The following is a 22290-nucleotide window of genomic DNA, read 5'->3' on the forward strand; positions in this document are numbered from 1 at the left end:
GGCGGCAGATACAGCAGGAGGTACGCATGAGCGACTTGGACGTCAACCTGGCCGAACTGATCGGCTCGCGGATCTGCCACGATCTGATCAGCCCGATCGGGGCGATCACCAACGGCTTGGAGCTGCTTGAAATGGTTGGCGCGGTGCAAGGCCCCGAGATGGAACTGATCGCGGGAAGTGTCGGCAGCGCCGGCGCACGCATCCGCTTTTTCAGGGTCGCTTTTGGGTCGGCCAGCCATCATCCCCTTGGGCGGGCCGAGGTTTTAGAGCTGTTGAATGATGTCGAACGCGCAGGTCGTGTTCGCGTCAACTGGAACCTGACCGAAGCGGTACCGCGTAATCAGGTGAAACTGGCCTTTCTGGCGTTGATGTGCTGCGAAAGCGCGATGCCATTTGGCGGGGATGTAACGATCGTAAACGACGGGAAGAACTGGTCTGTGACAGGGACCGCGGACAAATTGAAGCTGGAAGCCGAGCTATGGAAGAACCTGCCCAGTGGACGGTTTACCAACAAGGTCACCCCGGCGCAGGTTCAATTTGCGCTGCTGCCTGAATCCGCATCGTCGATGGGACGGCGGGTCGCGACCGATACGGCCTCAACCCGCGTCGAAATCCGGTTCTAAGACCGAACAGTCCCTGAACCGCGCACCAGATACTGAAAACTGGTCAGTTGAGCCGCCCCTACGGGGCCGCGCGCGTGCATCTTTCCGGTGGCGATGCCAATCTCGGCCCCCATGCCAAACTCACCGCCATCGGCGAATTGGGTTGAGGCGTTATGCATCAGGATCGCGCTATCAAGCCGTTCAAAGAACCGGGCGGCTGCAGCGGGATCCTCGGTCATGATGCAATCGGTGTGGTTCGACCCAAACCTGCGGATATGCGCAATGGCGGCGTCGATATCAGCCACCGGCTTGGCCGCGATGATACTATCCAGAAACTCTTTGCCCCAGTCATCAGAAGTGGCCGCGATAGTGCCATCAACGGCCAAAGTACCTTCGGCGTGTACTTCGACACCTGCGGCCAACAGCGCCGATATGACATCCCGTCCCAGCGTTTCAGCGATATCCCGATGGATCAGCAGACATTCGGCAGCACCGCAGATTCCGGTACGACGGGTTTTGGCGTTTAAAACCACCTCGAGCGTCTTTTGCGGATCAGCGGCCTTGTCGATATAGATATGCACAATGCCTTCCAGATGGGCAAATACCGGGACCCGGGCCTCGCGCTGGACTAGCCCGACCAGACCTTTGCCCCCACGGGGAACGATTACGTCGACATAATCGGTCATGGTCAGCAGTTCCTGAACCGCCGCCCGGTCGCGGGTTGGGATAAGCTGAACGGCATCCTCGGGCAGGTTCGCCGATTTCAAGCCCTGAACCAAACAGGCATGGATGGCTGACGAGGAATGAAAGCCTTCTGACCCACCGCGCAGGATGACCGCGTTCCCGGATTTCAGGCACAACGCCCCCGCATCCGCCGTGACATTCGGGCGGCTCTCATAGATCACGCCGATCACGCCCAGAGGCGTGCGCACGCGCTGAATGTTCAGGCCCGAGGGCATGTCCCATTCGGTCAGAACCTCACCAACAGGATCGGCCTGCTCTGCAACGGCGCGCAGCCCGTCGACCATGCCCTGAATGCGGGCCTCATCCAGCATCAGGCGATCCATCATCGCCGGGCTCAACCCTTTGTCGCGCCCAAATTCCATATCTTTCTTATTGGCCGCAATGATCTTTTCACGATTGGCCCAAACAGCCTCGGCGGCCCCAATCAGGGCTGCGTGTTTACGCTCGGCGCTTGCAAATGCCAGCTCGGCAGCGGCGGCCTTGGCGCGTTTCCCAAGATCGGTCATCAGGTCGGGGATGCTGTCGAAATCCTTCATCTCAGGTGCCTTTCAGTCAGTGTTGTCAAACAGCCAGATCATCGCGGTGGATCAACACCGCGCGGCCAGGATAGCCTAGAGTGGCTTCGATCTCGGTCGATTTGCGCCCCTTGATAGCGTCTGCTTCTTGCGCGGTATAGCGGCTGAGCCCCTGCGCAAGCCGTCGCGCCTGTGGGTCCATGATCGAAACAGGATCACCGCGCCCGAAATCTCCGGACACTTCGACTATTCCTGCTGGCAACAGGCTTTTGCCATTGCTCAGCGCCCGCGCGGCCCCCGCGTCTACAACGATCTCACCCCGGGGTTTCATCGCTGAAATCCAGCGTTTGCGTGCGGCATGCGGGTCAACAGTCGCGATGAACCATGTACAGTTCGCGCCGTTTTCAAGCGTTTTCAACGGGTTCAGAGGGGAACCTTCGGTGATCGCCATGTCGCAACCAGCAGCCGTGGCCATTTTTCCCGCCAACAGTTTGGTCTTCATCCCGCCCTTTGATAGGCCGGAACCGGCATCACCCGCCATCGCCTCAATCTCGGGCGTGATGTCTTCGATGACGTCATACCGCCTGGCCGAGGCATCCTCATTTGGATTGGCCGAATAGAACCCATCAACATCTGACAGCAGGATCAGCTGATCCGCACCAACTGTGACGGCGATCTGAGCGGCCAGACGATCATTGTCGCCATATCGTATCTCATCCGTTGCCACTGTATCGTTTTCGTTGACAATCGGAACGACTCCAAGCCCCAGCAGCGTTTCCAAGGTGGCGCGTGAATTCAGATAGCGGCGACGATCCGCGCTATCCTCCAGCGTGACGAGCACTTGTGCAGTGGTAATGTTGTGAGGCGTCAGCGCTTCTTCATAGGCGCGGGCCAGCCGGATTTGCCCGACAGCGGCGGCGGCTTGAGACTGTTCCAACGGAAGCGTGGCCAGGGGCAGACCCAAAACGCCACGCCCCAATGCGATTGACCCCGATGAGACCAGAATGACGTCGGTCCCCTGCCCCTTTAGCCATGCGACGTCCTGAGCAAGCGAATGTAACCAATCAGATCGCAGCAACCCTGTGTTCCGATCCACCAGCAAGGCGGATCCGATCTTGACCACGAGGCGTTTGGCTGCGGTCAGGGTTGCCAAGGCAGTTCCTCCTCGGCGGGTTTCTGGCGCACGCGGTCATCGTCTATCCGACCGCGCAAAGCCCGCAGGACGTCGGTTACACCCAGATGTGCCACACCAGACATTGCCATTACGGAGCCTCCGACGGCCTCTTCAAGCTCGGTCTTGGCCAGTTCGCGTTCCTCGTCATCCAGGGCGTCGACCTTGTTCAAGACGGTGATGCGAGGCTTATCGGCCAACTCACCACCATAGGCTTCAAGCTCGTGAATGATCGTGCGATAGTCTTCGGCCACACTTTCCGAGGTGCCATCAACTAAATGCAGCAATACCGCGCAGCGTTCGACATGGCCCAGAAAGCGGTCTCCGATCCCGCGTCCTTCATGTGCGCCCTCGATCAGACCGGGGATGTCGGCCACCACGAATTCCACATTGTCGACACCCACCACGCCCAAATTGGGGTGCAAGGTGGTAAAGGGGTAATCGGCAATTTTGGGGCGTGCGTTCGATGTCGCAGCAAGAAAGGTCGATTTGCCGGCATTAGGCATCCCCAACAGGCCGACATCGGCAATCAGTTTCAGGCGCAGCCAGATCGTGCGGTCGATACCTGCCTGACCCGGATTTGCCCGACGAGGAGCTTGGTTAGTGGCCGATTTGAAGTGCAGGTTGCCAAAACCGCCATTGCCGCCCTTGGCCAGTAGGACCCTTTGGCCCACCTCTGTCAGATCGCAGATGACCGTTTCTTCGTCTTCGTCCAGGATCTCAGTGCCGACCGGGACGCGCAGAATGATGTCATCACCATCTTTTCCGGTGCGCTGCTGCCCTCGGCCAGGCTGACCGTTCTTGGCAAAGAAATGCTGCTGGTAGCGAAAGTCGATCAGGGTATTCAACCCATCCACAACTTCGACCCAGACAGAGCCACCTTTACCGCCGTCGCCGCCATCGGGACCGCCGTATTCAATGTACTTTTCGCGCCGAAAACTGACGCAGCCGCCACCGCCGGCCCCGGACCGGATGTAGACCTTTGCAAGATCGAGAAATTTCATGACTGTCCCCTACTGCAAAGGCCCCACCGGCCACAAGTCAGAGTTTTTTACTGTATGTCCAAGTGGGCACGTTCGCATCACGCGCCACTGAATAGATTTCGGCATCACCCAGGTATTCGAAACCACAATGCGTCAGCACCCTGGCTGAGGCTGGATTGTCCTGAAATACGCTGGCGAACATCGACGTGTTTTCAAGCGGATTGGCGACAACCAGTGCTTCGACCGCCAGAGATGCGATCCCGGTGTTCCAATAGACAGGAGCCACCCAATAGCCGACCTCGGATTGGTTGCGATCCAGGCGTTCCAGCGAGATCAGGCCTATCAGCTCCGGACCGCCATCCTTGGTCGCGTCCATCGCCCAGACATCCTCGCTGCGGTCTTCGGCCATGGACCGGGTCACAAAGGCCTCAACCGCGCCGGGCGGCAAAGGGTGCGCAATCCTTGTCGTCATACGCGCAACCCGCTCATCTCCGGCATAATGTTCGATGAGACCCAGATCCGACCGGCGCAGAGGGCGCAGATCGAACCGCTCGGTTTCTATGACCGGCTGGTTTATGATCGTCTCAAGTTTCATAGGTGCGTTCCTCCTCCGAACAACACAAAAAGTACAGACGCAACAGTGAGACCTGCTAACGTCCACATCAGATATTTTTCCATCGGCCGACCTTCAACCGCGTGGGCAATTCTATCCCCGGCAAATGTCCAGATTGGGTGAAGAATCACTTGACAAATCAACAAACAAGCCGCGATTGCGAGCGTTGCCTCAAAAGTTGGTGTTCCGATGGCGACAAACCCCGTGAACCCCGCAACGATCATGGCCCAGGCCTTGGGATTGAGCGGATGAACAATTAATCCAGCCAGAAACCCTGGCGCTGCGCCATCAGCCTCTTGCCGGGACAGCCGCGTGTTGGCGATCTTCCAGGCCAGCCACATGATATAGGCCGCCGAGGCGTATTTCAGAACAGCAAACACCGCCGGCGCCTGATCCGCCAATTGCAGCAACCCAAAGCCCACCGGCCAGATGATTAGCTGCTTGCCCAGAATGACGCCGCCCACAAAAGGCAGCGCTGCCCGAAACCCGTAACGCGCACCGGTTCCTAGCAGGACCATATTGGCCGGTCCCGGCGTGCCGACCTGACTGGCGGCAAAGATCAGGAAACTGGTGGTTGCGACTGTCATCGGACTGTTTGATCGAACCTGCGTTAAAACGAGAAAAGGGACCGGCATTTTCTGCCGGTCCCCCAAGAATTTTCAAACCTTATGGGTTTCGGCTTACTCTGCGGCCTCCGACACTGGCAGGACCGAAATAAAGGTGCGGTTTTTGAGGCCTTTGTGGAACTTCACAGCGCCATCAACAGTTGCAAAGATGGTGTGATCTTTGCCAATGCCTACGCCTTCGCCCGGCCAGAACTTGGTGCCGCGCTGACGCACGATGATGTTGCCTGAAATGGCGGCCTGGCCACCATACAGTTTCACGCCAAGGCGGCGACCAGCTGAGTCGCGACCGTTACGGGAGGAACCGCCAGCTTTTTTATGTGCCATTCTCTCTCTCCTTAGCCTTTAGCAAGCTCTTTGGCCTGCTCAACCCATTCGGGCTTCACTTTGACCGTTTCGATAGCAGCAATCTGCTCGTCCGACAAGGCGGCCAGAGCGGCAAAGCTCTCGATACCGGCCTCGTTCAGCTTTTTGGCAGCGGCAGGGCCGACACCGTTCAGCGCGGTCAGATCGTCTGCAGCAGCAACAGCGGCGGGTGCCTCTGCTTTGGCTTCTGCTTTCTTGGCGGGCTTTTTCGCTGCGGGTGCAGCTTCGCCAGCCGGCGCGGAACCGGTTGCAGCTTTGATGCCCGACTTGTCAGCGCCCGACGACAGGATGTCGGTGATCTTGACCAGGGTCAGCTTCTGACGGTGGCCAACGGTACGCTTCGAGCTGTGCTTACGACGGCGCTTGACGAAGTTGATGACCTTGTCACCCTTAATCTGTTCGATCACGTCGGCCTGAACGGCTGCACCATCTACAAACGGTGCACCAACAACCGGAGCGTCACCGCCCAGCATCAGAACATCGTTGAATTGAACTTTTTCACCTGCGTCGGCAGCCAATTTTTCAACGCGGAGGATATCACCCGCCTGAACCTTGTACTGCTTGCCGCCAGTCTTGAGGACCGCAAACATGCGTCTTTCCTTTGTCTAACCCGCGTTCTGTGGTCCCCTTGCGGGTGTTTTCGGCCTCAGCCACCTCGAACAGCGCGCCCTTTTTCGGGCTGTGTGAATGACCCATGGATCAGCCCCTTGGGTCAATAATAACGATACCCGGCGCGGAGATTCCGGCCGGGATGGGCGCTTATCCAAAGATTGCAGAGGAAAGTCAACATGAAATGGCGACTAAAGATCAGAGCCCTGTAAGACAGCCGCAACCGCCTTTCCCAGATCGTAATAGATCTGATCATACATACTGTCGAAGCTTTCGAACAGTGAGCTGTTCAGCGCTTGCCCTGTATCCGTTCGAGAAAACGCGATGTTCTTGCGCATCTGGGCGTTGCTCAGAGGGTTATAGGCCATCAACAGAAAGGAATACAGCCAGGTTTCTGTCTCTTGCTCGATCCCGTCCTTTTGCAGCAGAAGGTTGTCCAGAAGGTCGCTGTCATCGAGAACCTGGCCGTCATTTATCCCCCTGAAAAAGTTGTAATCCGCGCTCAAAGCGCTCCGCACGTTCTGTTTGATCAGGTCGTTGGCCAGTATGTACTCTTCGACCAGTTTGAACTGCATGCTGTCTTTGGTGTTTTCGAAATAGGCCTGTTTTGCCAAGTCTTCGATTGCCGGATCAACAAATGCAAGCCGTGCGGAATTCTCAAGGGAAACGATGGTCTGGCCAAGATCGCTTTCAAAAAAGGCGATGGCGCGTTCCAAATGCACTTCATCCAGGCTTTGCCGGAATCCCTGGACCAACTGATCATACATCCAATCGGGATCATAAATCGCCTCGACCCGAGTTTCGAACAGAGCGCCACCGTTGCCATCCAACAAAGTGGCGTCCATCTCTTGGCTCATCTTTCCGCCTTCGGACAGGAGGATTTCGATCAGGTTCTCCAGACGCATTGCCTGCGCCAGCCGATCCGCTTTTTCCACGGCGCCGGATGATGTGGCCCAGAAGATCAGGGCAAAAACGATCAGAATGCGCATCAGATGTCCTGTGCGGGGTGAAGCTCGGCCATTTTGGTTGCCAAGACTTCGAATTTCATAGCCATTATCTCATACTGAATGGCGTTCAAAAGTTCGTAGACTTCCTGCATTAGAGGCTGTTCCAACGCTTCGACATAGGTGATGACATCCGCATCCGAGAAATCCTGATAGGTATAAGCAGCACCGGCAAGTGCGGAGAGCTGTAAGGCCTGTCGCATCCCGGTTTCGTTCTGTTTCATCATTGCGCGCAATTCATCTGCATCCAACTGTAGTTCGATCACACCTGAAGCGCTGGCGGCGAGGAGGAACCGGATTTGTATTTCCTGAAGGGCGCGCAAAGAAGTACCGCTTGAGTCGATGGCAGTGTTCATCCTTTTTAGACTCTCAACACGTTGAGAGCCTTCGCGGACAAGTTGAGCGACTATCTCTTGCCCCTGCTGTTGTTTCGCTTCGTCATCTTCGATCAGATGGGAAGCGTTTTCAGCAGAGACCAGTCGTTGACCCAGATCTGATGCATAGAATTCTACCGCGTGATTCAGCGCCTGATCGCTGAGCGTCTGCTCTAAAATCGAAACTGCAGTTTCATGCATGTCTTTGGTATCGAAAACTTCTTCGGTCAGCCGCGCCCAGTCCGACCCGAATCCATCGGGGTCAAAACCCAGCATCTGAGGTGCCGAGGCCGAAGCCAGAGCAATACTTTCAAGAGCAACGTCGAAACCGGTCGTGGTCAAGAATGCCTCGATCCTATCGCGCCCGGTAGCGGATGCCGGGATTGGCAACATGAATACTGTGAAAAGAAACAGCGAAAGGGCGGTGGTGATGTGGTGCGTAAAATGTCTCATGTACAGAAGCCTAGGGGTTTTGCGGCATCTGGCAACGGAAAATCCTGGGATTGATAAATTATGAAACTTTCTGCTTGCACCCCCGGGTGTTCATCACTAAATCCCCCCCTCACAGACCCCCGCGGAGAGGTGCCGGAGTGGTCGAACGGGGCGGTCTCGAAAACCGTTGTGGGTGCAAGCCCACCCAGGGTTCGAATCCCTGTCTCTCCGCCATCAGCCATTCAGCGCATGATTGGCAACCAGCTTTCCGGAATTTAGCTCAAGCACCTGAAATGCAGGCCTTTGTCGCCTTATTCGCTTTGCGCGCCTTCCTACGAGAATTCTTAGCCTCTGTGCTTTCCTGTCGAACAGGCATTTGTGCGACCCTGTGGGTTGGTTGACAAGAATGACATCTCGGCCACTGGTTGTTCAACGTTGGCGTGTTATTGCCATGGGATCGGCCCAGATCGGCGTACACTGGCTCAATCCCTTGTTCTGAGAGGATGTTCCACGAATTCCCCTTTCCAGTCCGCTAGTTTCCCCCCATCTCGGCGACACATATTTCAAAGGAGAATCCCATGTCGCGTATAATCTTGCTAGGGGTCGTCGTCGCCGGCGTTGGCGCCGCAATCTATTACTATCTGAATCAACCTGCCGCTCCGGTCGAACAGCCGCAAGCCGCTGCTGAAGAAACCGGAAACGCCGTGTCTGAAGCCGTAGAATCGGTTACCGAACAGGCTGGCGAAGCTGCGTCTTCCGTTACGGAACAGGCGGCTGAAATCGTCGAACAGTCCAGCGAAGCCGCGTCTGACCTAGCCACTCAAGCCGGTGAAACAGCGACTGAGCTGGCCGATCAAGCTGGAGAAGAGGTCGCTGCCCTCACCAACCAAGGGCAAGAGCTGCTGAATTCCTGGGTTGAGAGCGGCGCTATGAGTGTTGATAACTTTGACTATGACGCCATGGTGGCCTCAGTTCAGGAAAGCACACTGGCAGAAGAACTGAAGGTAAAAGCGGTTGGTATTCTCGATGATATCAAAGCCTCACCTGCAACAATCGCGCTGAAAATTCAGGAACTTCAGGCCTTGTTGACTGGTCAGTAAGAATTAGAAAGACCGCCGAAACAGGCGGTCTTTCCCTACGTCAAAGAATAGTTCGATTGACGCGCCTTTGGCCATTTGCTTGGCTGATCTGAACACATATGCCACGGTTGATGTCGATCATGGCCATCATTTTCGAAATTGTTGGTTTGATGCAGTCAAGCAGGACCCGACAGTTTCCTATCGTTCAGAAAAGGTACGCTCATGACCCCCCTTCCCACTTCCATGTTTGCGATCGTTCAAACTCATCATGGGTATTCGGGCAAAGCCACTGGTCCCAGCATCCAAAATGCGTCTGATTGGCTGGCCGAAACGGAAATGCCTGTGCCCGAGCCGGGCGCAGGACAGGTTCTGATCCGCCTGAGGGCGTCATCGGTTAATCCGTCCGATCTGCATTTTATCAAGGGTGAATACGGGCAGCCTAGGGTAAAGGGGTCTCCGGCCGGGTTTGAGGGATGTGGAGACGTCATCGCCACCGGGGCCGGAGCCGAGGGTTTGCAGGGACAGCGCGTGGCATTCATGGCCACTCATTCCGGTGCCTGGGCCGAGTACGCTCTGACCGATGCACAAATGTGTATTCCACTGCGCCCGGATATCTCGGATGACGATGGGTCAGCACAGATTGTGAACCCGATGACGGCCATGGCGATGGTCGATCTGGCGCGTCAGGCCGGAGATGCTTTTATCGTATCTGCCGCAACCAGTCAGTTGGGCAAGCTTATGTGCAGCCTCGGTCGCGATCTTGGGCTCAAGCCGATTGCAATCGTGAGACGCGCTGAGACCGTTGCTGCATTGAAAGAGCTGGGCGCGCATGACGTGCTGGTAACATCAGACCCCGACATGCTGCAGAAATTCGCAGCGCTTAGCAAAGAGCTTAAACCTCGGGTCTTTTTGGATGCCGTCGCCGACCAGATTTCCGAACAGATTTTCTGTGCGATGCCGAAAGGTGCGCGCTGGGTGTGTTATGGCAAGCTCAGCCCTGAACTGCCCAAACTAACGCAGACGGGACAGCTCATCTTTATGGGTAAGAAAATCGAAGGGTTTTGGCTGACACAATGGATGACAGCGACGCCTCGCGAAGATGTGGTACGTGTCGTTGCCGAGGTTCAGGCACGCTTTGCGGACGGGCGTTGGAAAACAGATGTTTCTGAAAAGCTTACATTAAAAAATGTTATGTCCGGGCTGGTTGATGCGCTGCAAAAGAGTGACGGAAAGGTAATTATCACGCCATAGTAGTACAAACCCCGGGCTAAGGAGGAGGCCCGGGATCTAAATGAACCCGGAGCAACCGGTATAGGGAGGTGAGTTTGGATAATGCGCAGCTGCTGATTAGCGGGCTGGCGAATGGCTGTGTCTATGGGCTGATCGCGCTCGGATTTGTTCTGATTTACAAGGCGACCGAGGCAGTGAATTTCGCACAGGGTGACCTCATGATGCTGGGCGCCTTTGTTACCATCGGGCTTACAAATGCCGAATATATGGGGCTGCCTTTTTGGCTGGCCTTGCCGATCTCGTTGGGGATCATGGGCGCGCTGGGGTACTTGCTGGACCGGTTGATCATTCGGCGACTTTTCGGGGAAAGCCAGACGGCTGTGGTCATTCTGACCATCGCCCTGGGCTTTGTAATCCGATTTGTCGCTGGTCTGATTTGGGGGCACGAACCGCAGACGCTGCAGAATCCACTGGCCGGAAAAGAAGTGCGTTTTGGTGGCCTTGTACTGGGGATGGAGGACGTGGCGGTTATTGTCGTTACCGTTCTGCTGACCTGGGGGCTGTACCAGTTCTTCAGTCGTACCAAGCTTGGGCTTGCAATGCAGGGTGCCTCACAAAATCAGCTGGCGGCCTATTATATGGGTATCCCGGTAAAACGTGTGCAGGGTTTCATCTGGGCGTTGGCCGGCGTGGTTGCGGGTATCGCAGGCATTTTGTTTGCCGCCAAAGGATCCGTGGACCCGGCAACCGGACTTCTGGGCATTAAGGCCTTCGCCGCTGCGGTCATTGGCGGATTCGGAAGTTTACCTGGAGCATTGGCCGGAGGTTTGATCGTTGGCGTAATCGAACCGTTTGCCAGTCGCTATATCGCTGCTGGGTACAGTCAGATTGCACCTTATGCGCTGTTGTTGGCTGTCCTTATCTTTCGCCCCAATGGGCTGTTCAGCCAAGTTAGGGTCAAAAAGGTTTAAGCGATGCGGATCATTTTCAAGACCAGTTACATGCAAGATATCCGGCCTTGGAAAGACCGGTATCAACTGAGCCTATACCTGATCCTTCTAGGCGTCGTGATCGCTGCTCCGTTGTGGTTGGACGCATTCTATCTGGGTGAGCTGACAAATGTTCTGATCTGGGCGATTGCAGGTCTTGGGTTGATGATACTGACCGGCCATACCGGACAGGTCAGCCTTGGGCATGCGGCTTTTCTGGCTTTTGGGTGCTATGCGAATATCATCTTGATTGAGGCAGGCTTGCCATTCCTGCTGGCCTTCCCGATCGCCGGTATCCTGACCGGGATAGCAGGGGTGACCGTTGCTATCCCGGCCCTGCGCCTTCACGGTATCTACTTGGCAATCTTTACCATGGCCCTGTCGATCCTGATGGATGACGTGATTGTCCTGGCCGAGCCGATCACCGGCGGGGTCGCCGGTAAATATATCGGCGGGGTCGAGATATTTGGATTCATGGTCGATCGCTGGGCTACGCCGGTCCAATTCTTCTGGCTGGTGCTTGCAGTCGCGGTTCTGGTCACTCTGGGCTATATCAACCTGCTGCGCGCACCGCTTGGGCGCAGTTTCATCGCCGTGCGAGATTCTGAGGTCTCGGCCCAGGCGATGGGTGTTGATATTGCGCAGACCAAGATGATCTCATTTGCCCTGTCCTGCGCTGTGACCGGCTGGGCGGGTGCTCTGATGGGGATGTTCTCGGGCGCGTTCAATAACGAGACATTCAGCGTCCTAATCTCAATTCAGTTGCTGATGATGATCGTGATCGGTGGTCTGGGCTCAATCCACGGGGCATTCCTGGGTGCTGTCGTCATTGGGTTTCTGCCGCAATTTTTGTCGATCGCAAAAGAGTATGTCGGCGCAGTTTTCGGGGGCAGCACCGTCGCAATTCCGGGATTGGAATTTGGTATCTTCGGCATGATCCTGATCGCCTTTATCCTGTTTGAACCCATGGGGATGTATGGACGTTGGCTGAAGATCCGGACATGGTTCGAACTGTTTCCCTTCTATCGCAAGGACATGTTCAAACGTCAGAAATCCTATCTCAAGACGGAGCGTCTGAGATGAGCCTGCTTGAATTTAAGAATGTCACCTTGAAATTTGGTGGCGTGACGGCTGTGAACGACCTGTCCTTTTCGGTCGAAGACGGCGAGGTTTTTGCCATAGTCGGCCCCAACGGCGCGGGTAAATCGACCGTTTTCAATCTGATCTCGCGCTTTTATGAACCAAAAGAGGGTTCAATCCGGTATGACGGGCATAACTTGCTGCAGGTGAAACCGTCCGGCGTTGCAGCTTTTGGTGTTGCGCGGACGTTTCAGAATATCGAACTGTTCGAACACGCCACTGTTCTGCAGAACCTGCTGGTCGGGCGACATCGGCACCGCAAGACAAAACTTTTATCCGAGGTGCTGTTCCTGCCGTCGGCCCGGCGGCAAGAGATCGAAAACCGTGAAAAGGTTGAAGAAATCATCGATTTTCTTGATCTGCAGGCCTATCGCGACAAGATGATATCAGGCCTACCTTACGGTGTGCGCAAAGTGGTTGAAGTTGCCCGCGCCCTGGCCACCGATCCCAAGTTGTTACTGCTGGATGAACCGGCCTCGGGGCTGTCGGTCGAGGAAACGACCGATATGCGCTGGTGGATAGACGATATCCGGCGGCAGATGGGGATTACGGTGCTGATGGTCGAACATGACATGGCTTTGGTTTCGGGCGTCTCGGATCGGGTCCTTGCAATGGCGGATGGGGCAATGCTCGCACTGGGAACCCCTGCGCAGGTACAGTCACACCCGGCAGTGGTTGAGGCCTATCTGGGGAAAGTTTCATGAGCGATCCGATCCTGACCATTCGCAATGTCGAAAGTTTTTACGGGCCAATCATGGCAATCCGGGGCGTGTCGCTGGATGTTCATCCGGGTAAAATCGTGTCGATCCTTGGGGCCAATGGGGCCGGCAAGACTACATTGATGAAAACCGTGTCCGGCGTAATGGACCCGGAAAAGGGCAAGATCAGCTTTGACGGGGTCGAAATTCAAGGGGCCGAGCCGCATAAAGTCGTGCAGAAAGGCGTCGTCCACGTACCCGAAGGGCGCGAAGTATTCCCCCTTTTGACCGTGGAGGAGAACCTGAGTCTCGGGGCCTATACCTCGTCGGACCGGGGGCAAATTGATCATGATCGCGATCTGGTTTTTTCATACTTCCCGATCCTGAAAGAACGCCGCAATCAAGAGGCGGGGACCTTATCCGGAGGCCAACAACAGATGTTGGCAATCGGGAGGGGGTTGATGGCAAATCCAAGGATCATGTTACTGGACGAGCCCTCGCTGGGCCTGTCTCCTTTGCTTGTGCAAGAGATTTTCGGAATCCTGAAGCGCCTGAATGATGAACAGAACATGACGATGATGCTGGTTGAACAGAACGCCAATGCTGCGCTGGAACTGGCGCATCACGGCTATGTCATGGAGGTCGGGCGCATCGTCATGGATGGCCCCGCGGATGAGCTGATGCAGTCAGAAGACATCCAGAATTTCTATCTGGGCGTGCAGGAAGAAGGTTCGCGTGAAAACCGTCGCTGGAAACGCAAGAAGACGTGGAGGTGAGCAGCATGAATATAAGCACCCTGCCCTCTCAGATTATGATCAACGGTGTTCAGTACAACGCAAATCCCGGTCAGCGACCGGTCTATGTAGATGAATGCACAACCATCGGGCAACTATTTCAAAAGCGTTGTGCCGATTTGAGCGCGCGTACGGCGCATCGTGAAAAGGATTTCGGTATCTGGAAATCCTATTCCTGGGCGGATTACTGGCAGCACGCGAAATGGATAGGCCTCGCCCTGCAAAAGCTCGGTTTGAAACGCGGTGAGGTCGTATCGATCCTGTCCGAGGACCGAAAAGAATGGGCTTGGTTCGATATGGGCATTCAGGGCGTCGGGGGGATCGCCTCGGGCATCTATACGACGGATTCGGCCGCGCAACTGAAATATCTGATCAATGACAGTGACAGCCGTTTTCTGGTGGTCGAAAATGAAGAGCAGTTGGACAAGTTCCTTGAGGTCGAAGGTGATCTTTCCAATCTTTTGAAGGTTATCATCCTTGAGGATGAAGGTCTGCATGACCTGGACCATGACCGCTGCATGTTGATCGGCGATCTTTATGAGCTAGGTCAGCAAACCGAGCGTGAAGAGCCGAACCGCTTTGACGCCGAAATCGCGCTTGCATCCCCGCAGGATACCGCCCTTCTTGTCTATACGTCCGGCACGACCGGCATGCCAAAAGGCGCAATGCTGAGCCACGAGAACATCCTGGCCGCAATCGAAGCCGGCGCCCATTCCTTGCCCGCATTGGAAACAGATGAACAGCTGTGCTTTTTGCCGCTCTGCCACATCCTCGAGCGTGATGTTTCCATATATTTCCCGCTGGCAACGAAATCTGTCGTCAACTTTGCCGAAAGCCCCGAGACTGTTTTCGCAAATCTGCAAGAGGTTTCTCCTTCGACGTTTACGGCGGTCCCGCGTGTATGGGAAAAGATCTATTCTCAGGTTCAGATCATGGCCCAGGATGCAACCTCGACCGGGCGCGCGGCCTTTGGAATGGCGGTAAAGGCGGGTCTGGCACGTGCCGAATATATCCTGGCGGGCAAGCCGGTCCCGGCCAGTGTTGCCGCGCAGTACTGGCTTTGGGACCGTTTGGTTCTGCGTAACCTGCGCCGGATGCTGGGGTTGGACAATATGCGGCGCGGTGGAAGCGGCGCCGCTCCGATTTCGGCGGACTTGCTGAAATGGTACTGGGCCATTGGTGTACCTCTGGTCGAAGGTTTTGGTATGACCGAAACATCGGGCCTGGCGACATTGAATACACTTGGAAACAACAGGATCGGAACCATTGGAAAGGCTGTGCCGGTCAATGACGTCCGTATTTCCGAAGGCGGAGAGATTCAGCTTAAAGGGTTGAACATCTTTCAGGGTTACTGGCGAAACAACGCCAAAACAGCCGAGACTTTCACTGCCGATGGTTGGTTGCGTACTGGTGATATGGGCGAGATCGACCAAGACGGTTTCGTGACCATTACGGGTCGCCTCAAAGATCTTATCATCACGGCGGGCGGCAAAAATATAGCCCCGGCCGAGATTGAAAGCCGTCTCAAGTTCAGCCCCTTTATCTCGGACGCAGTTGTAATTGGCGATAAGCGCAAGTTCCTGACTGCACTAATCATGATTGATCAGGAAAACGTGGAGAAATTTGCGCAGGATCGAAAGGTTCCCTTCTCGAATTTCGCCTCTCTTTGTGCCTCCGCCGAGGTTCGGGACCAGATCAAAGACGAAGTTGGTGCCGCAAACAAGGATTTCGCACGGGTTGAGCAGATCAAGGATTTCCGCCTGATAGATGTTCTGCTGACGGCAGATGATGACGAACTGACGGCCACAATGAAGCTCAAGCGCAGCTTTGTGGAAAAGAAACACGAACATCTTATTGAAGACATGTACAATTAGACAAAACGTTATCCAAAGGGAGGATTATAATGAGGAATCTGATTAAACGGCTGTCCGCTGCCACAGTTTTGACGGCTGTCGCTACACTCTCCAGCGCTCAGACACAGGGTGTTACGGATGATGAGATCGTAATCGGCTCGGTCAATGATCTGAGCGGTATCTTCGCCGCTGTTGGTGTCCCAGCCACCAAAGGCGCCAATGTGGTGTTCGACCGCGTGAACGCTGCAGGTGGTGTTCACGGTCGGACCATCCGTTTTGTGGTTGAGGATAATGGTTATCAGATGCCGCGCGCGATGCAGGGCTACAACAAGTTGCTGAACCGCGACAAGGTGTTTGCGATGTTGCAATCTCTGGGTACGCCGATGAACCTGGCCGGATTCAAACTGCTGGATCCCAAGGGCATTCCGAATGTCGCGCCTTTGACGTCGTCACAGAAAATGCTGCAAGAACCAGTGCGCAACAAATTCACGTCCTTTTCCACCTATTTCGATCAGGCGCGTGTCGGCGTGAACTATCTGGCCAGCGAATTCGGATCGCAAACGGTCTGCACCATGTATCTGCCCACCGATTTCGGCGAGGAGATTCTGGAAGGCAGCAAGGCGGGTGCCGAAGAGGCTGGGATCGGTTTTGGCACAGAAACCACGCACAAGCCCGATGAGACCGATTTCGTGGGCTCTCTGAGCAAGCTCAGAGATGAAGGCTGCGACATCGTCACCATGGCCCTTGGGGTTCGGCAGGCGATCACTGTGGTTGGCACCGCCAAAAAGATGGGTCTAACGGATATGAAATTCTTGGGAACATCAGCCAGCTTCCTGACCGTCGTTGCCCAGGTGCCGGGTGGCGTGACGGATGGTTTTTATGCCGCCGCCTCATGGCTGGACTTGTGGGCCCGCGCGGATCAACCGGCCCCTGCAGCCTTCATCGAAGAGTATAAGGCTGCAACAGGCGAAGACCCCGTTGGATTTGCGATGTTGGGCTATTCTGCGGCTGAAATGATGGTTAAGGCGCTGGACGCCGCCGGCCCCGATCTGACTCATGACAGTTTTATCGCTGCGATGGAGACACTCGACTACAACGACGAACTGGTTGGAAATCACATCTCGTTTTCGCCGGACGACCACCAGGGTGCCGACACGGTGTTTGTGAGCGTTGTTGAAAACGGTGCTTGGAAGCTGGTCCACGAAGAGTAACGACTGAAAAACAGAGTTTAATCAGCATTCAGGCGTTAGAAACCATGAGCCGTCCGTTCCAATACGGACGGCTTTTTCATTTTGTTTTGGGCTATCCACCTGCGGATAATTGGTTCCAATGCAAAACCGCTATAGTTAGGCGAAATGGAAAAAACTCGAATCGAAAATCTGTTATCGTTGAAAGATCGTAAGATCATCGCGCAGGGTAATCGGCAATTTGTCTATCAACACCCTGATCTGCCGGACACTCTGCTGAAGATCCCGCAACCTCAGACGATAGATGACGAAGCTCATCTTGTGACGGATACCTGGTTTGATCGGATGTTTCGACGCTCGACGGCGTTCAAAGGATTTCTGCGCGAGTTTCACGAGTCGTTTGATCTTATGGTGCGTCACCAGAAATCCGCTGCCCCTATCCCCGTATGTGAGGTGCGAGGTGTGGTTCAGACGGACCTGGGTCTGGCACTTATGTACGAGCGGATTTCCGAGCCTGACGGGCAGCTATCGCCCAGCCTTATTGGTATGGTCCAAAGCCGTCGCCTTAAGCCGCATCACTTGGATTCTTTGAACGCGCATTTTGACATTTTGGTCAAAGAGAACGTTTTGGTCAGTAACCAGAACCCCGGCAACATCGTCTATCAGACGTTGGCCGACGGCTCAGGACGATGGGTCTGGATAGACAGTTTCGGAAATAAGCAGGCGATCCCAGTTCGCAGGTGGTTCCCAAGCCTGAACAAACGAAAGATCGAGCAGACTCGGCAGAAATTCCTTGCTTTGGCTCAACAGGCTTTAGGACGTGAAGCGGACTGACAAATCCGTGTTGGAGTGACTTTCTTTTCGTCTCACGCTTGACGTGTGCGGGCTGTTAATCTCAACATTCAGAAATGTTTTTTGTGCGTCCTCGTCATTACAACGATAACGGGACCAATTCGGTAAATGGTATTCTAGGTAGTTAGATAAAAAATGCGGTCAAAAATTCTGAACTTTCTGATCATCGTGATGATCTCTGCAACGCTTCTTGCTGGTGTGGAGCTGGGCATCCGTTGGCTGTCACCACAAGGCGTTCTGACAACATATCCAGAGGGTGGTCCACTTGGATTGAAGGACCCGGTCGTCGGGCATACGAACAGGCCAAACACCGTCGTCGCCATCAATGCACCAGAGTTCACGGTTGAGTATAAAGTCGACGAAAACGGGTTTCGTGAAACCCGCTTTCCAGCCAGTGCATCAGACGATGGAAAAACCATCAAGATCCTGTTGCTGGGAGATTCCTTTACCTTCGGCGCCTCAAATGAGCTGGGCGATATCTGGCCAGAACTCTTGGCCCAGAAGTTCCTGGATCAAGGCATGCCTGTTCAGCTGATCAACGCAGGTGTTCCGGGATATAACACATCTCAACAGGCGCTGTATCTTGAGCGGTTAAGCGAAAAATATAACCCCGATATTGTGCTGGTGACCTTTCTTCCCAACGATATGTTTGCAAATGAGCCTATTCGGACCGTTGATGGCGTTGATGTCGCTTACAGCGATGTCAGCTCGGTTGTGGGGTCCGGGAATATCAAGAAATCCTCGCTGCACTCGGTCACGATGTTAAAGCGAATGCTGATGGCCAACGATCAGAGCTATACCCAACTGTACCTGATGACGCCGCGAAAGGCGTTTTTCACCACCCCGATGAGCGAGCTGTTTCAGGCCAAAGTCGAGACGACAAAGCAGGTGTTTACCCGCATGGCCACCTTCACGCAGTCGCAGGGATCCGAGCTTGTGGTCGTGTCTGTCCCACAGTTGTTTCAGGTTCTCCAGGCCGCAAAAACATCTTCTGATCCCGAGGTTGATCCCGGCCTACCCGACCGCCTGATGGAGGGTGTGGTGGCCGAGCAAGGATTTCAGTGGCACGAAGCGTTGCCCTACCTCACCGAAGAATACAGCTCCACAGGTAAAGATCTGTATTTCAGATACGATGGTCATCTGAATGCCGACGGCAACAGGGTTCTGTCTGATTTCATGTTCCAGATTCTGGCCCCGCTGATCGAAACCAAAGCAGCTGGCTGAGTTCGAAAACAGATTCGGCAAACCAAATCCCAATCAACAAAAGAAAAACGGCCGCAACATTGTGCGGCCGTTTGAAACAGTCTTGAAGGTTCGTGCCAGCGATTAACGCTTGGAGAACTGGAACGAACGACGCGCTTTGCGCTTACCGTATTTCTTACGTTCCACAACGCGGCTGTCGCGGGTCAGGAAACCAGCGGCTTTCAGTGCGCCACGCAGCGACGGATCGTACAGTTGCAGCGCTTTCGAGACGCCGTGCTTGACCGCACCGGCCTGACCGGTCAGGCCACCGCCTTTGACGGTTGCAACAACGTCGAACTCACCTTCTACGCCGGCAACCTGAAACGGCTGGCGCAGGATCAGCTGCAGAACGGGGCGTGCAAAGTACACGTCCTGGTCTTTGCCGTTCACGGTGACCTTACCGGAACCCGGCTTGATCCAAACGCGGGCAACAGCGTCTTTACGCTTGCCGGTGGCATAGGCACGACCCAGTTCGTCACGTACGGGTTCACGCACGATGACTTCTTCGGCCACGGCTTCAACGCCTGCAACGGCGCTCAGCTCTTCGAGAGTATTGATCTGATCAGCCATGGTCATTAGCTCCGGGTGTTTTTCTTGTTCATGGATGCAACATCCAGAACTTCGGGCGCTTGCGCCTCATGGGGATGCTCGGCACCGGCATAAACACGCAGGTTGGTCATAACCTGACGCGATAGGCGGTTGCCCGGCAGCATGCGCTTGACCGCCTGGGTCACGACGCGCTCGGGGTATTTGCCCTCGAGGATCTGCTGCTTGGTGCGCGACTTGATGCCGCCCGGGTGGCCAGTGTGCCAGTAGAAGTTCTCTTCGCGCTTCTTGCCGGTCATCTGGATTTTGTCAGCGTTGATCACGATGACATTGTCGCCCATGTCCATGTTCGGGGTGAACGACGCTTTGTGCTTGCCACGCAGACGCATGGCGACGATCGAAGCAAGACGGCCCAGAACAACGCCCTCGGCGTCGATCAGGATCCATTTCTTGTCGATGTCTGCAGGTGTTGCAGAAAAGGTTTTCATGGCAGGATAGTCCTGTTTGATGTGAAAGACCGCCCCCATACGGAGCGGTCCGAATTCGATGGATGGGGTTTAAACCCAGGTGATAGGCGGGTCAATACGCACAAATCAGATTTAATTATGCAAAAACAATGCATTAGAAAATAGGTATTATTTTACCCCATATTCTTGCCAGTCTTTTTCTGTCAATACCCAACGCATCCACTGCCCAGCCCCGGTACCAAGAACAAGTTGCTGGGTATCAACGTACCGCGCCCCAAGTTTCGCGGTCCCTTTTTGTGATCGCAAGTTGGTTGGGTCGATATGAAACCAGACCTCATCCAGTTCGCCGAACACCCGATTTACCATCAGCGATTTGATCGCCCGATTGCTGGCTCCGCCCCAGTGATCACGGGTGATAAAGCTGTATCCGATGCCGATGCCCCCGGGAACTTCGGGAGGCTCATAATAGCGAGAGCACCCTATGACCCGGCCTGTCGCCTCTTCGCGTACTGTCACTGACCCACCTGCGCTCAACAGAAAATCGAAATAAGGGGCGAAAACTTCTTTCTGATGGCGGGATTTGGCGGGATGCCCGGCCCAAATCAACGGATCGCTGGCTGCAAGGTGCAGGTCTTCGAAGTCACTTTTGAGCATCGGTGTGACGACAAATCCCCTGTCCCGCATTTCCCGAATATCCATTAAGCGTCCCCTTACACCGAAATCTGTTCGGGTGGATTATCCAGCAAACGCCTGAGACGCTGCATTGCGTCCTCGAATTGATCCAACGATACATGCCCGTTCATGGCAATGCGCACCGCATTGGGCGCGCGCCCGTCACGCAAAGCAAACTCATCGGCAGACCGCAGTTGAATTCCCTCTCGCTCGGCTGCGCGGCTGAACGCAGCCGCTCGCCAACCAGAAGGCAAGTTCAGCCAGACAAAAGGTACATCTGAGGCCCAGTTCAGGTCGAACCCACCCAGGGCGTTTACGGCCACGCGCACATATTCCCCCATCCGGGTCCGGACATCTTTTGCGATTTGGCGCGTCCGCGGATCAGACAACATCAGCCGCGCCAGTTCGGCAAGCGGCTGAGCAAGGCCAAAATAGCCATATTCCGCTGAACGGCGCAGATCAACGCTGCGCTCGCGCGGCGCTATGGCAAACCCGACACGCAGTGCGGGCGTCAAGATCTTCGAGATCGACGACACATGCCATCCCCTTTCCGGCGCCAGGGCGCGATAGCTGGGCGCTCTTGCATCACCCATGCGGTAGCAGTCGTCTTCGATTATCTGGACGCCAAACCGCCGCGCGATTTCCACAACTTCTTTGCGGCGTTCCAGTGGCGTATGTGAGCCGGTCGGATTTTGAACCTCGGGTGAGACACATATGGCCTGCGCCGCCGACTGGCGAAGGACATGCTCCATAGCGTTGGGATCCACGCCCCATTTGTCCATCTTTACGCCAACGACCTCTGCACGCATCAACTCACCGGCGCGTCGGAACCCCGCGTATGACAGATCCTCAACCAGAACGATCGGCTTTGGTCCGCGTAATATTGTCTGAAATACAAGGCAAAGGCCGTTTTGTCCGCCGTGGGTCAGAACGATATCGTCCTGCGAAATTGGTCCCAATGGCAAATCGGAAAGCCAATCTACAACAGCCTGTCGCATAGGTTTATACGCATCGCGGGTTGGATAGTTCATAAACAGGCGTGGATCGGATTGTGCCACTTTCTGCATACATTCGCGGATCAGGGCCACCTGCCCCATATCGGCGAGCCTTGGGCTGAACAGGCTGACATTGGCTTCATATTTGTCATCTCTGAGATGAAGTTGCCGAGCCCAGACATCATCGAGCAGAGGCGCCTTGGGCGGGGCCACAAATGTACCACGTCCTACTTCGGCGCTGAGCAGACCTTCGTCTGTGAGTATCGTATAGGCGCGCGCAACGGTGCCGGGTGTGATTTGTAACCTATAGGCAAGTTCCCGCACCGGCGGCAGCTTTGTACCGACTTCCAAAATATTGTTATCTATAGCTTTTCGAATTGTATCGGCGACCAGTGTATATTTTGGCCCTTTGGATTTAGGCAGTGACTCTGGCCAAATTGTATCCATTACAATTCTTCCTTTGATTGCAGCACAATTATGAATGTATCAAGTGTTCATACCGAACATATA

General features: G+C 55.0%; 24 protein-coding genes and 1 tRNA gene. 12 read left to right on the plus strand and 13 right to left on the minus strand.

All coding sequences use genetic code 11. The annotated features are described in order from the left end of the window. Positions 1-26: 26 nt before the first annotated feature. A complete protein-coding gene (locus AC2FGB_RS02860; protein ID WP_496693173.1) occupies positions 27-623 on the plus strand; it encodes a histidine phosphotransferase family protein in 597 nt (198 codons plus the stop codon). Here the strand turns inward: AC2FGB_RS02860 and AC2FGB_RS02865 are convergent. The 9 genes from AC2FGB_RS02865 to AC2FGB_RS02905 form a co-directional block, all read right to left on the minus strand. Further along, the gene (locus AC2FGB_RS02865) at positions 620-1882 is read right to left on the minus strand and encodes a glutamate-5-semialdehyde dehydrogenase (protein ID WP_496693174.1); all 1263 of its coding nucleotides are present in this window, start codon (positions 1880-1882) and stop codon (positions 620-622) included. The genes AC2FGB_RS02860 and AC2FGB_RS02865 overlap by 4 nt on opposite strands. A gap of 25 nt (positions 1883-1907) precedes the next feature. Further along, positions 1908-3014: a glutamate 5-kinase gene (proB, locus tag AC2FGB_RS02870; RefSeq protein WP_496688083.1), complete on the minus strand. Its 1107-nt coding sequence runs from the start codon at positions 3012-3014 to the stop codon at positions 1908-1910. Next, a complete protein-coding gene (gene obgE, locus AC2FGB_RS02875) occupies positions 3002-4036 on the minus strand; it encodes a GTPase ObgE (RefSeq protein ID WP_496691244.1) in 1035 nt (344 codons plus the stop codon). The genes proB and obgE overlap by 13 nt, the downstream gene beginning before the upstream one ends. Before the next feature lie 37 nt (positions 4037-4073). Continuing rightward, on the minus strand, positions 4074-4610 hold the full coding sequence (locus AC2FGB_RS02880) for a GNAT family N-acetyltransferase (RefSeq protein ID WP_142633834.1): 537 nt from the start codon (positions 4608-4610) through the stop codon (positions 4074-4076). Beyond that, complete coding sequence (locus tag AC2FGB_RS02885; protein WP_271947094.1) at positions 4607-5215, minus strand: LysE family translocator; 609 nt, start codon at positions 5213-5215, stop codon at positions 4607-4609. Before AC2FGB_RS02885 ends, AC2FGB_RS02880 begins: the two co-directional genes overlap by 4 nt. Before the next feature lie 93 nt (positions 5216-5308). Beyond that, positions 5309-5578, minus strand: coding sequence for a 50S ribosomal protein L27 (rpmA, locus tag AC2FGB_RS02890; protein WP_496693175.1), 270 nt, complete (start codon positions 5576-5578; stop codon positions 5309-5311). Between the two features lie 11 nt (positions 5579-5589). Further along, positions 5590-6207, minus strand: coding sequence for a 50S ribosomal protein L21 (locus tag AC2FGB_RS02895; protein ID WP_271947092.1), 618 nt, complete (start codon positions 6205-6207; stop codon positions 5590-5592). A 210-nt stretch (positions 6208-6417) separates the two neighbouring features. Continuing rightward, positions 6418-7215, minus strand: coding sequence for a DUF2059 domain-containing protein (locus AC2FGB_RS02900; protein ID WP_281994622.1), 798 nt, complete (start codon positions 7213-7215; stop codon positions 6418-6420). Then, entirely contained in the window at positions 7215-7997 is a 783-nt protein-coding gene (locus AC2FGB_RS02905) for a DUF2059 domain-containing protein (RefSeq protein ID WP_496693333.1), read from the minus strand. Before AC2FGB_RS02905 ends, AC2FGB_RS02900 begins: the two co-directional genes overlap by 1 nt. A gap of 183 nt (positions 7998-8180) precedes the next feature. Between AC2FGB_RS02905 and AC2FGB_RS02910 the strand changes: the two genes are divergently transcribed. From AC2FGB_RS02910 to AC2FGB_RS02960, 11 genes are all read left to right on the plus strand, one after another. Then, positions 8181-8270: transfer RNA gene (locus AC2FGB_RS02910), tRNA-Ser, on the plus strand. A 344-nt stretch (positions 8271-8614) separates the two neighbouring features. Further along, positions 8615-9136 (plus strand): hypothetical protein, encoded by a 522-nt coding sequence (locus tag AC2FGB_RS02915; RefSeq protein ID WP_281972111.1) that lies wholly within the window; start codon positions 8615-8617, stop codon positions 9134-9136. 201 nt (positions 9137-9337) lie between these two features. Further along, positions 9338-10366 carry a zinc-binding dehydrogenase gene (locus AC2FGB_RS02920; protein WP_496693176.1) on the plus strand — a complete coding sequence of 343 codons (1029 nt, stop codon included), beginning with the start codon at positions 9338-9340 and terminating at the stop codon, positions 10364-10366. A gap of 74 nt (positions 10367-10440) precedes the next feature. Then, on the plus strand, positions 10441-11316 hold the full coding sequence (locus AC2FGB_RS02925) for a branched-chain amino acid ABC transporter permease (protein WP_281994624.1): 876 nt from the start codon (positions 10441-10443) through the stop codon (positions 11314-11316). Between the two features lie 3 nt (positions 11317-11319). Further along, the gene (locus AC2FGB_RS02930) at positions 11320-12417 is read left to right on the plus strand and encodes a branched-chain amino acid ABC transporter permease (RefSeq protein ID WP_496688062.1); all 1098 of its coding nucleotides are present in this window, start codon (positions 11320-11322) and stop codon (positions 12415-12417) included. After that, entirely contained in the window at positions 12414-13178 is a 765-nt protein-coding gene (locus AC2FGB_RS02935) for an ABC transporter ATP-binding protein (protein WP_496688060.1), read from the plus strand. The genes AC2FGB_RS02930 and AC2FGB_RS02935 overlap by 4 nt, the downstream gene beginning before the upstream one ends. Next, the gene (locus AC2FGB_RS02940; protein ID WP_496693177.1) at positions 13175-13948 is read left to right on the plus strand and encodes an ABC transporter ATP-binding protein; all 774 of its coding nucleotides are present in this window, start codon (positions 13175-13177) and stop codon (positions 13946-13948) included. The genes AC2FGB_RS02935 and AC2FGB_RS02940 overlap by 4 nt, the downstream gene beginning before the upstream one ends. Before the next feature lie 5 nt (positions 13949-13953). Continuing rightward, positions 13954-15840, plus strand: coding sequence for an AMP-dependent synthetase/ligase (locus tag AC2FGB_RS02945; protein WP_496693178.1), 1887 nt, complete (start codon positions 13954-13956; stop codon positions 15838-15840). A 29-nt stretch (positions 15841-15869) separates the two neighbouring features. Continuing rightward, a complete protein-coding gene (locus tag AC2FGB_RS02950; protein ID WP_281994628.1) occupies positions 15870-17030 on the plus strand; it encodes an ABC transporter substrate-binding protein in 1161 nt (386 codons plus the stop codon). 144 nt (positions 17031-17174) lie between these two features. Then, positions 17175-17840 carry a YrbL family protein gene (locus AC2FGB_RS02955; RefSeq protein ID WP_496693179.1) on the plus strand — a complete coding sequence of 222 codons (666 nt, stop codon included), beginning with the start codon at positions 17175-17177 and terminating at the stop codon, positions 17838-17840. A 153-nt stretch (positions 17841-17993) separates the two neighbouring features. After that, the gene (locus AC2FGB_RS02960) at positions 17994-19082 is read left to right on the plus strand and encodes an SGNH/GDSL hydrolase family protein (protein ID WP_496693180.1); all 1089 of its coding nucleotides are present in this window, start codon (positions 17994-17996) and stop codon (positions 19080-19082) included. A gap of 102 nt (positions 19083-19184) precedes the next feature. Here the strand turns inward: AC2FGB_RS02960 and rpsI are convergent, their stop codons facing one another. The 4 genes from rpsI to AC2FGB_RS02980 all read right to left on the minus strand — a co-directional run bounded on the left by rpsI (position 19185) and on the right by AC2FGB_RS02980 (position 22227). After that, on the minus strand, positions 19185-19670 hold the full coding sequence (gene rpsI / locus AC2FGB_RS02965) for a 30S ribosomal protein S9 (RefSeq protein WP_281972117.1): 486 nt from the start codon (positions 19668-19670) through the stop codon (positions 19185-19187). Between the two features lie 5 nt (positions 19671-19675). Beyond that, positions 19676-20134 (minus strand): 50S ribosomal protein L13, encoded by a 459-nt coding sequence (rplM, locus tag AC2FGB_RS02970; RefSeq protein WP_113790645.1) that lies wholly within the window; start codon positions 20132-20134, stop codon positions 19676-19678. Positions 20135-20281: 147 nt separating this feature from the next. After that, positions 20282-20812 (minus strand): GNAT family N-acetyltransferase, encoded by a 531-nt coding sequence (locus tag AC2FGB_RS02975; RefSeq protein WP_496693181.1) that lies wholly within the window; start codon positions 20810-20812, stop codon positions 20282-20284. Positions 20813-20823: 11 nt separating this feature from the next. After that, positions 20824-22227, minus strand: coding sequence for an aminotransferase-like domain-containing protein (locus tag AC2FGB_RS02980; RefSeq protein WP_496693182.1), 1404 nt, complete (start codon positions 22225-22227; stop codon positions 20824-20826). Between the last annotated feature and the right edge of the window lie 63 nt (positions 22228-22290).

The sequence above is a fragment of the Ruegeria sp. CDSC021 genome (assembly GCF_059610845.1).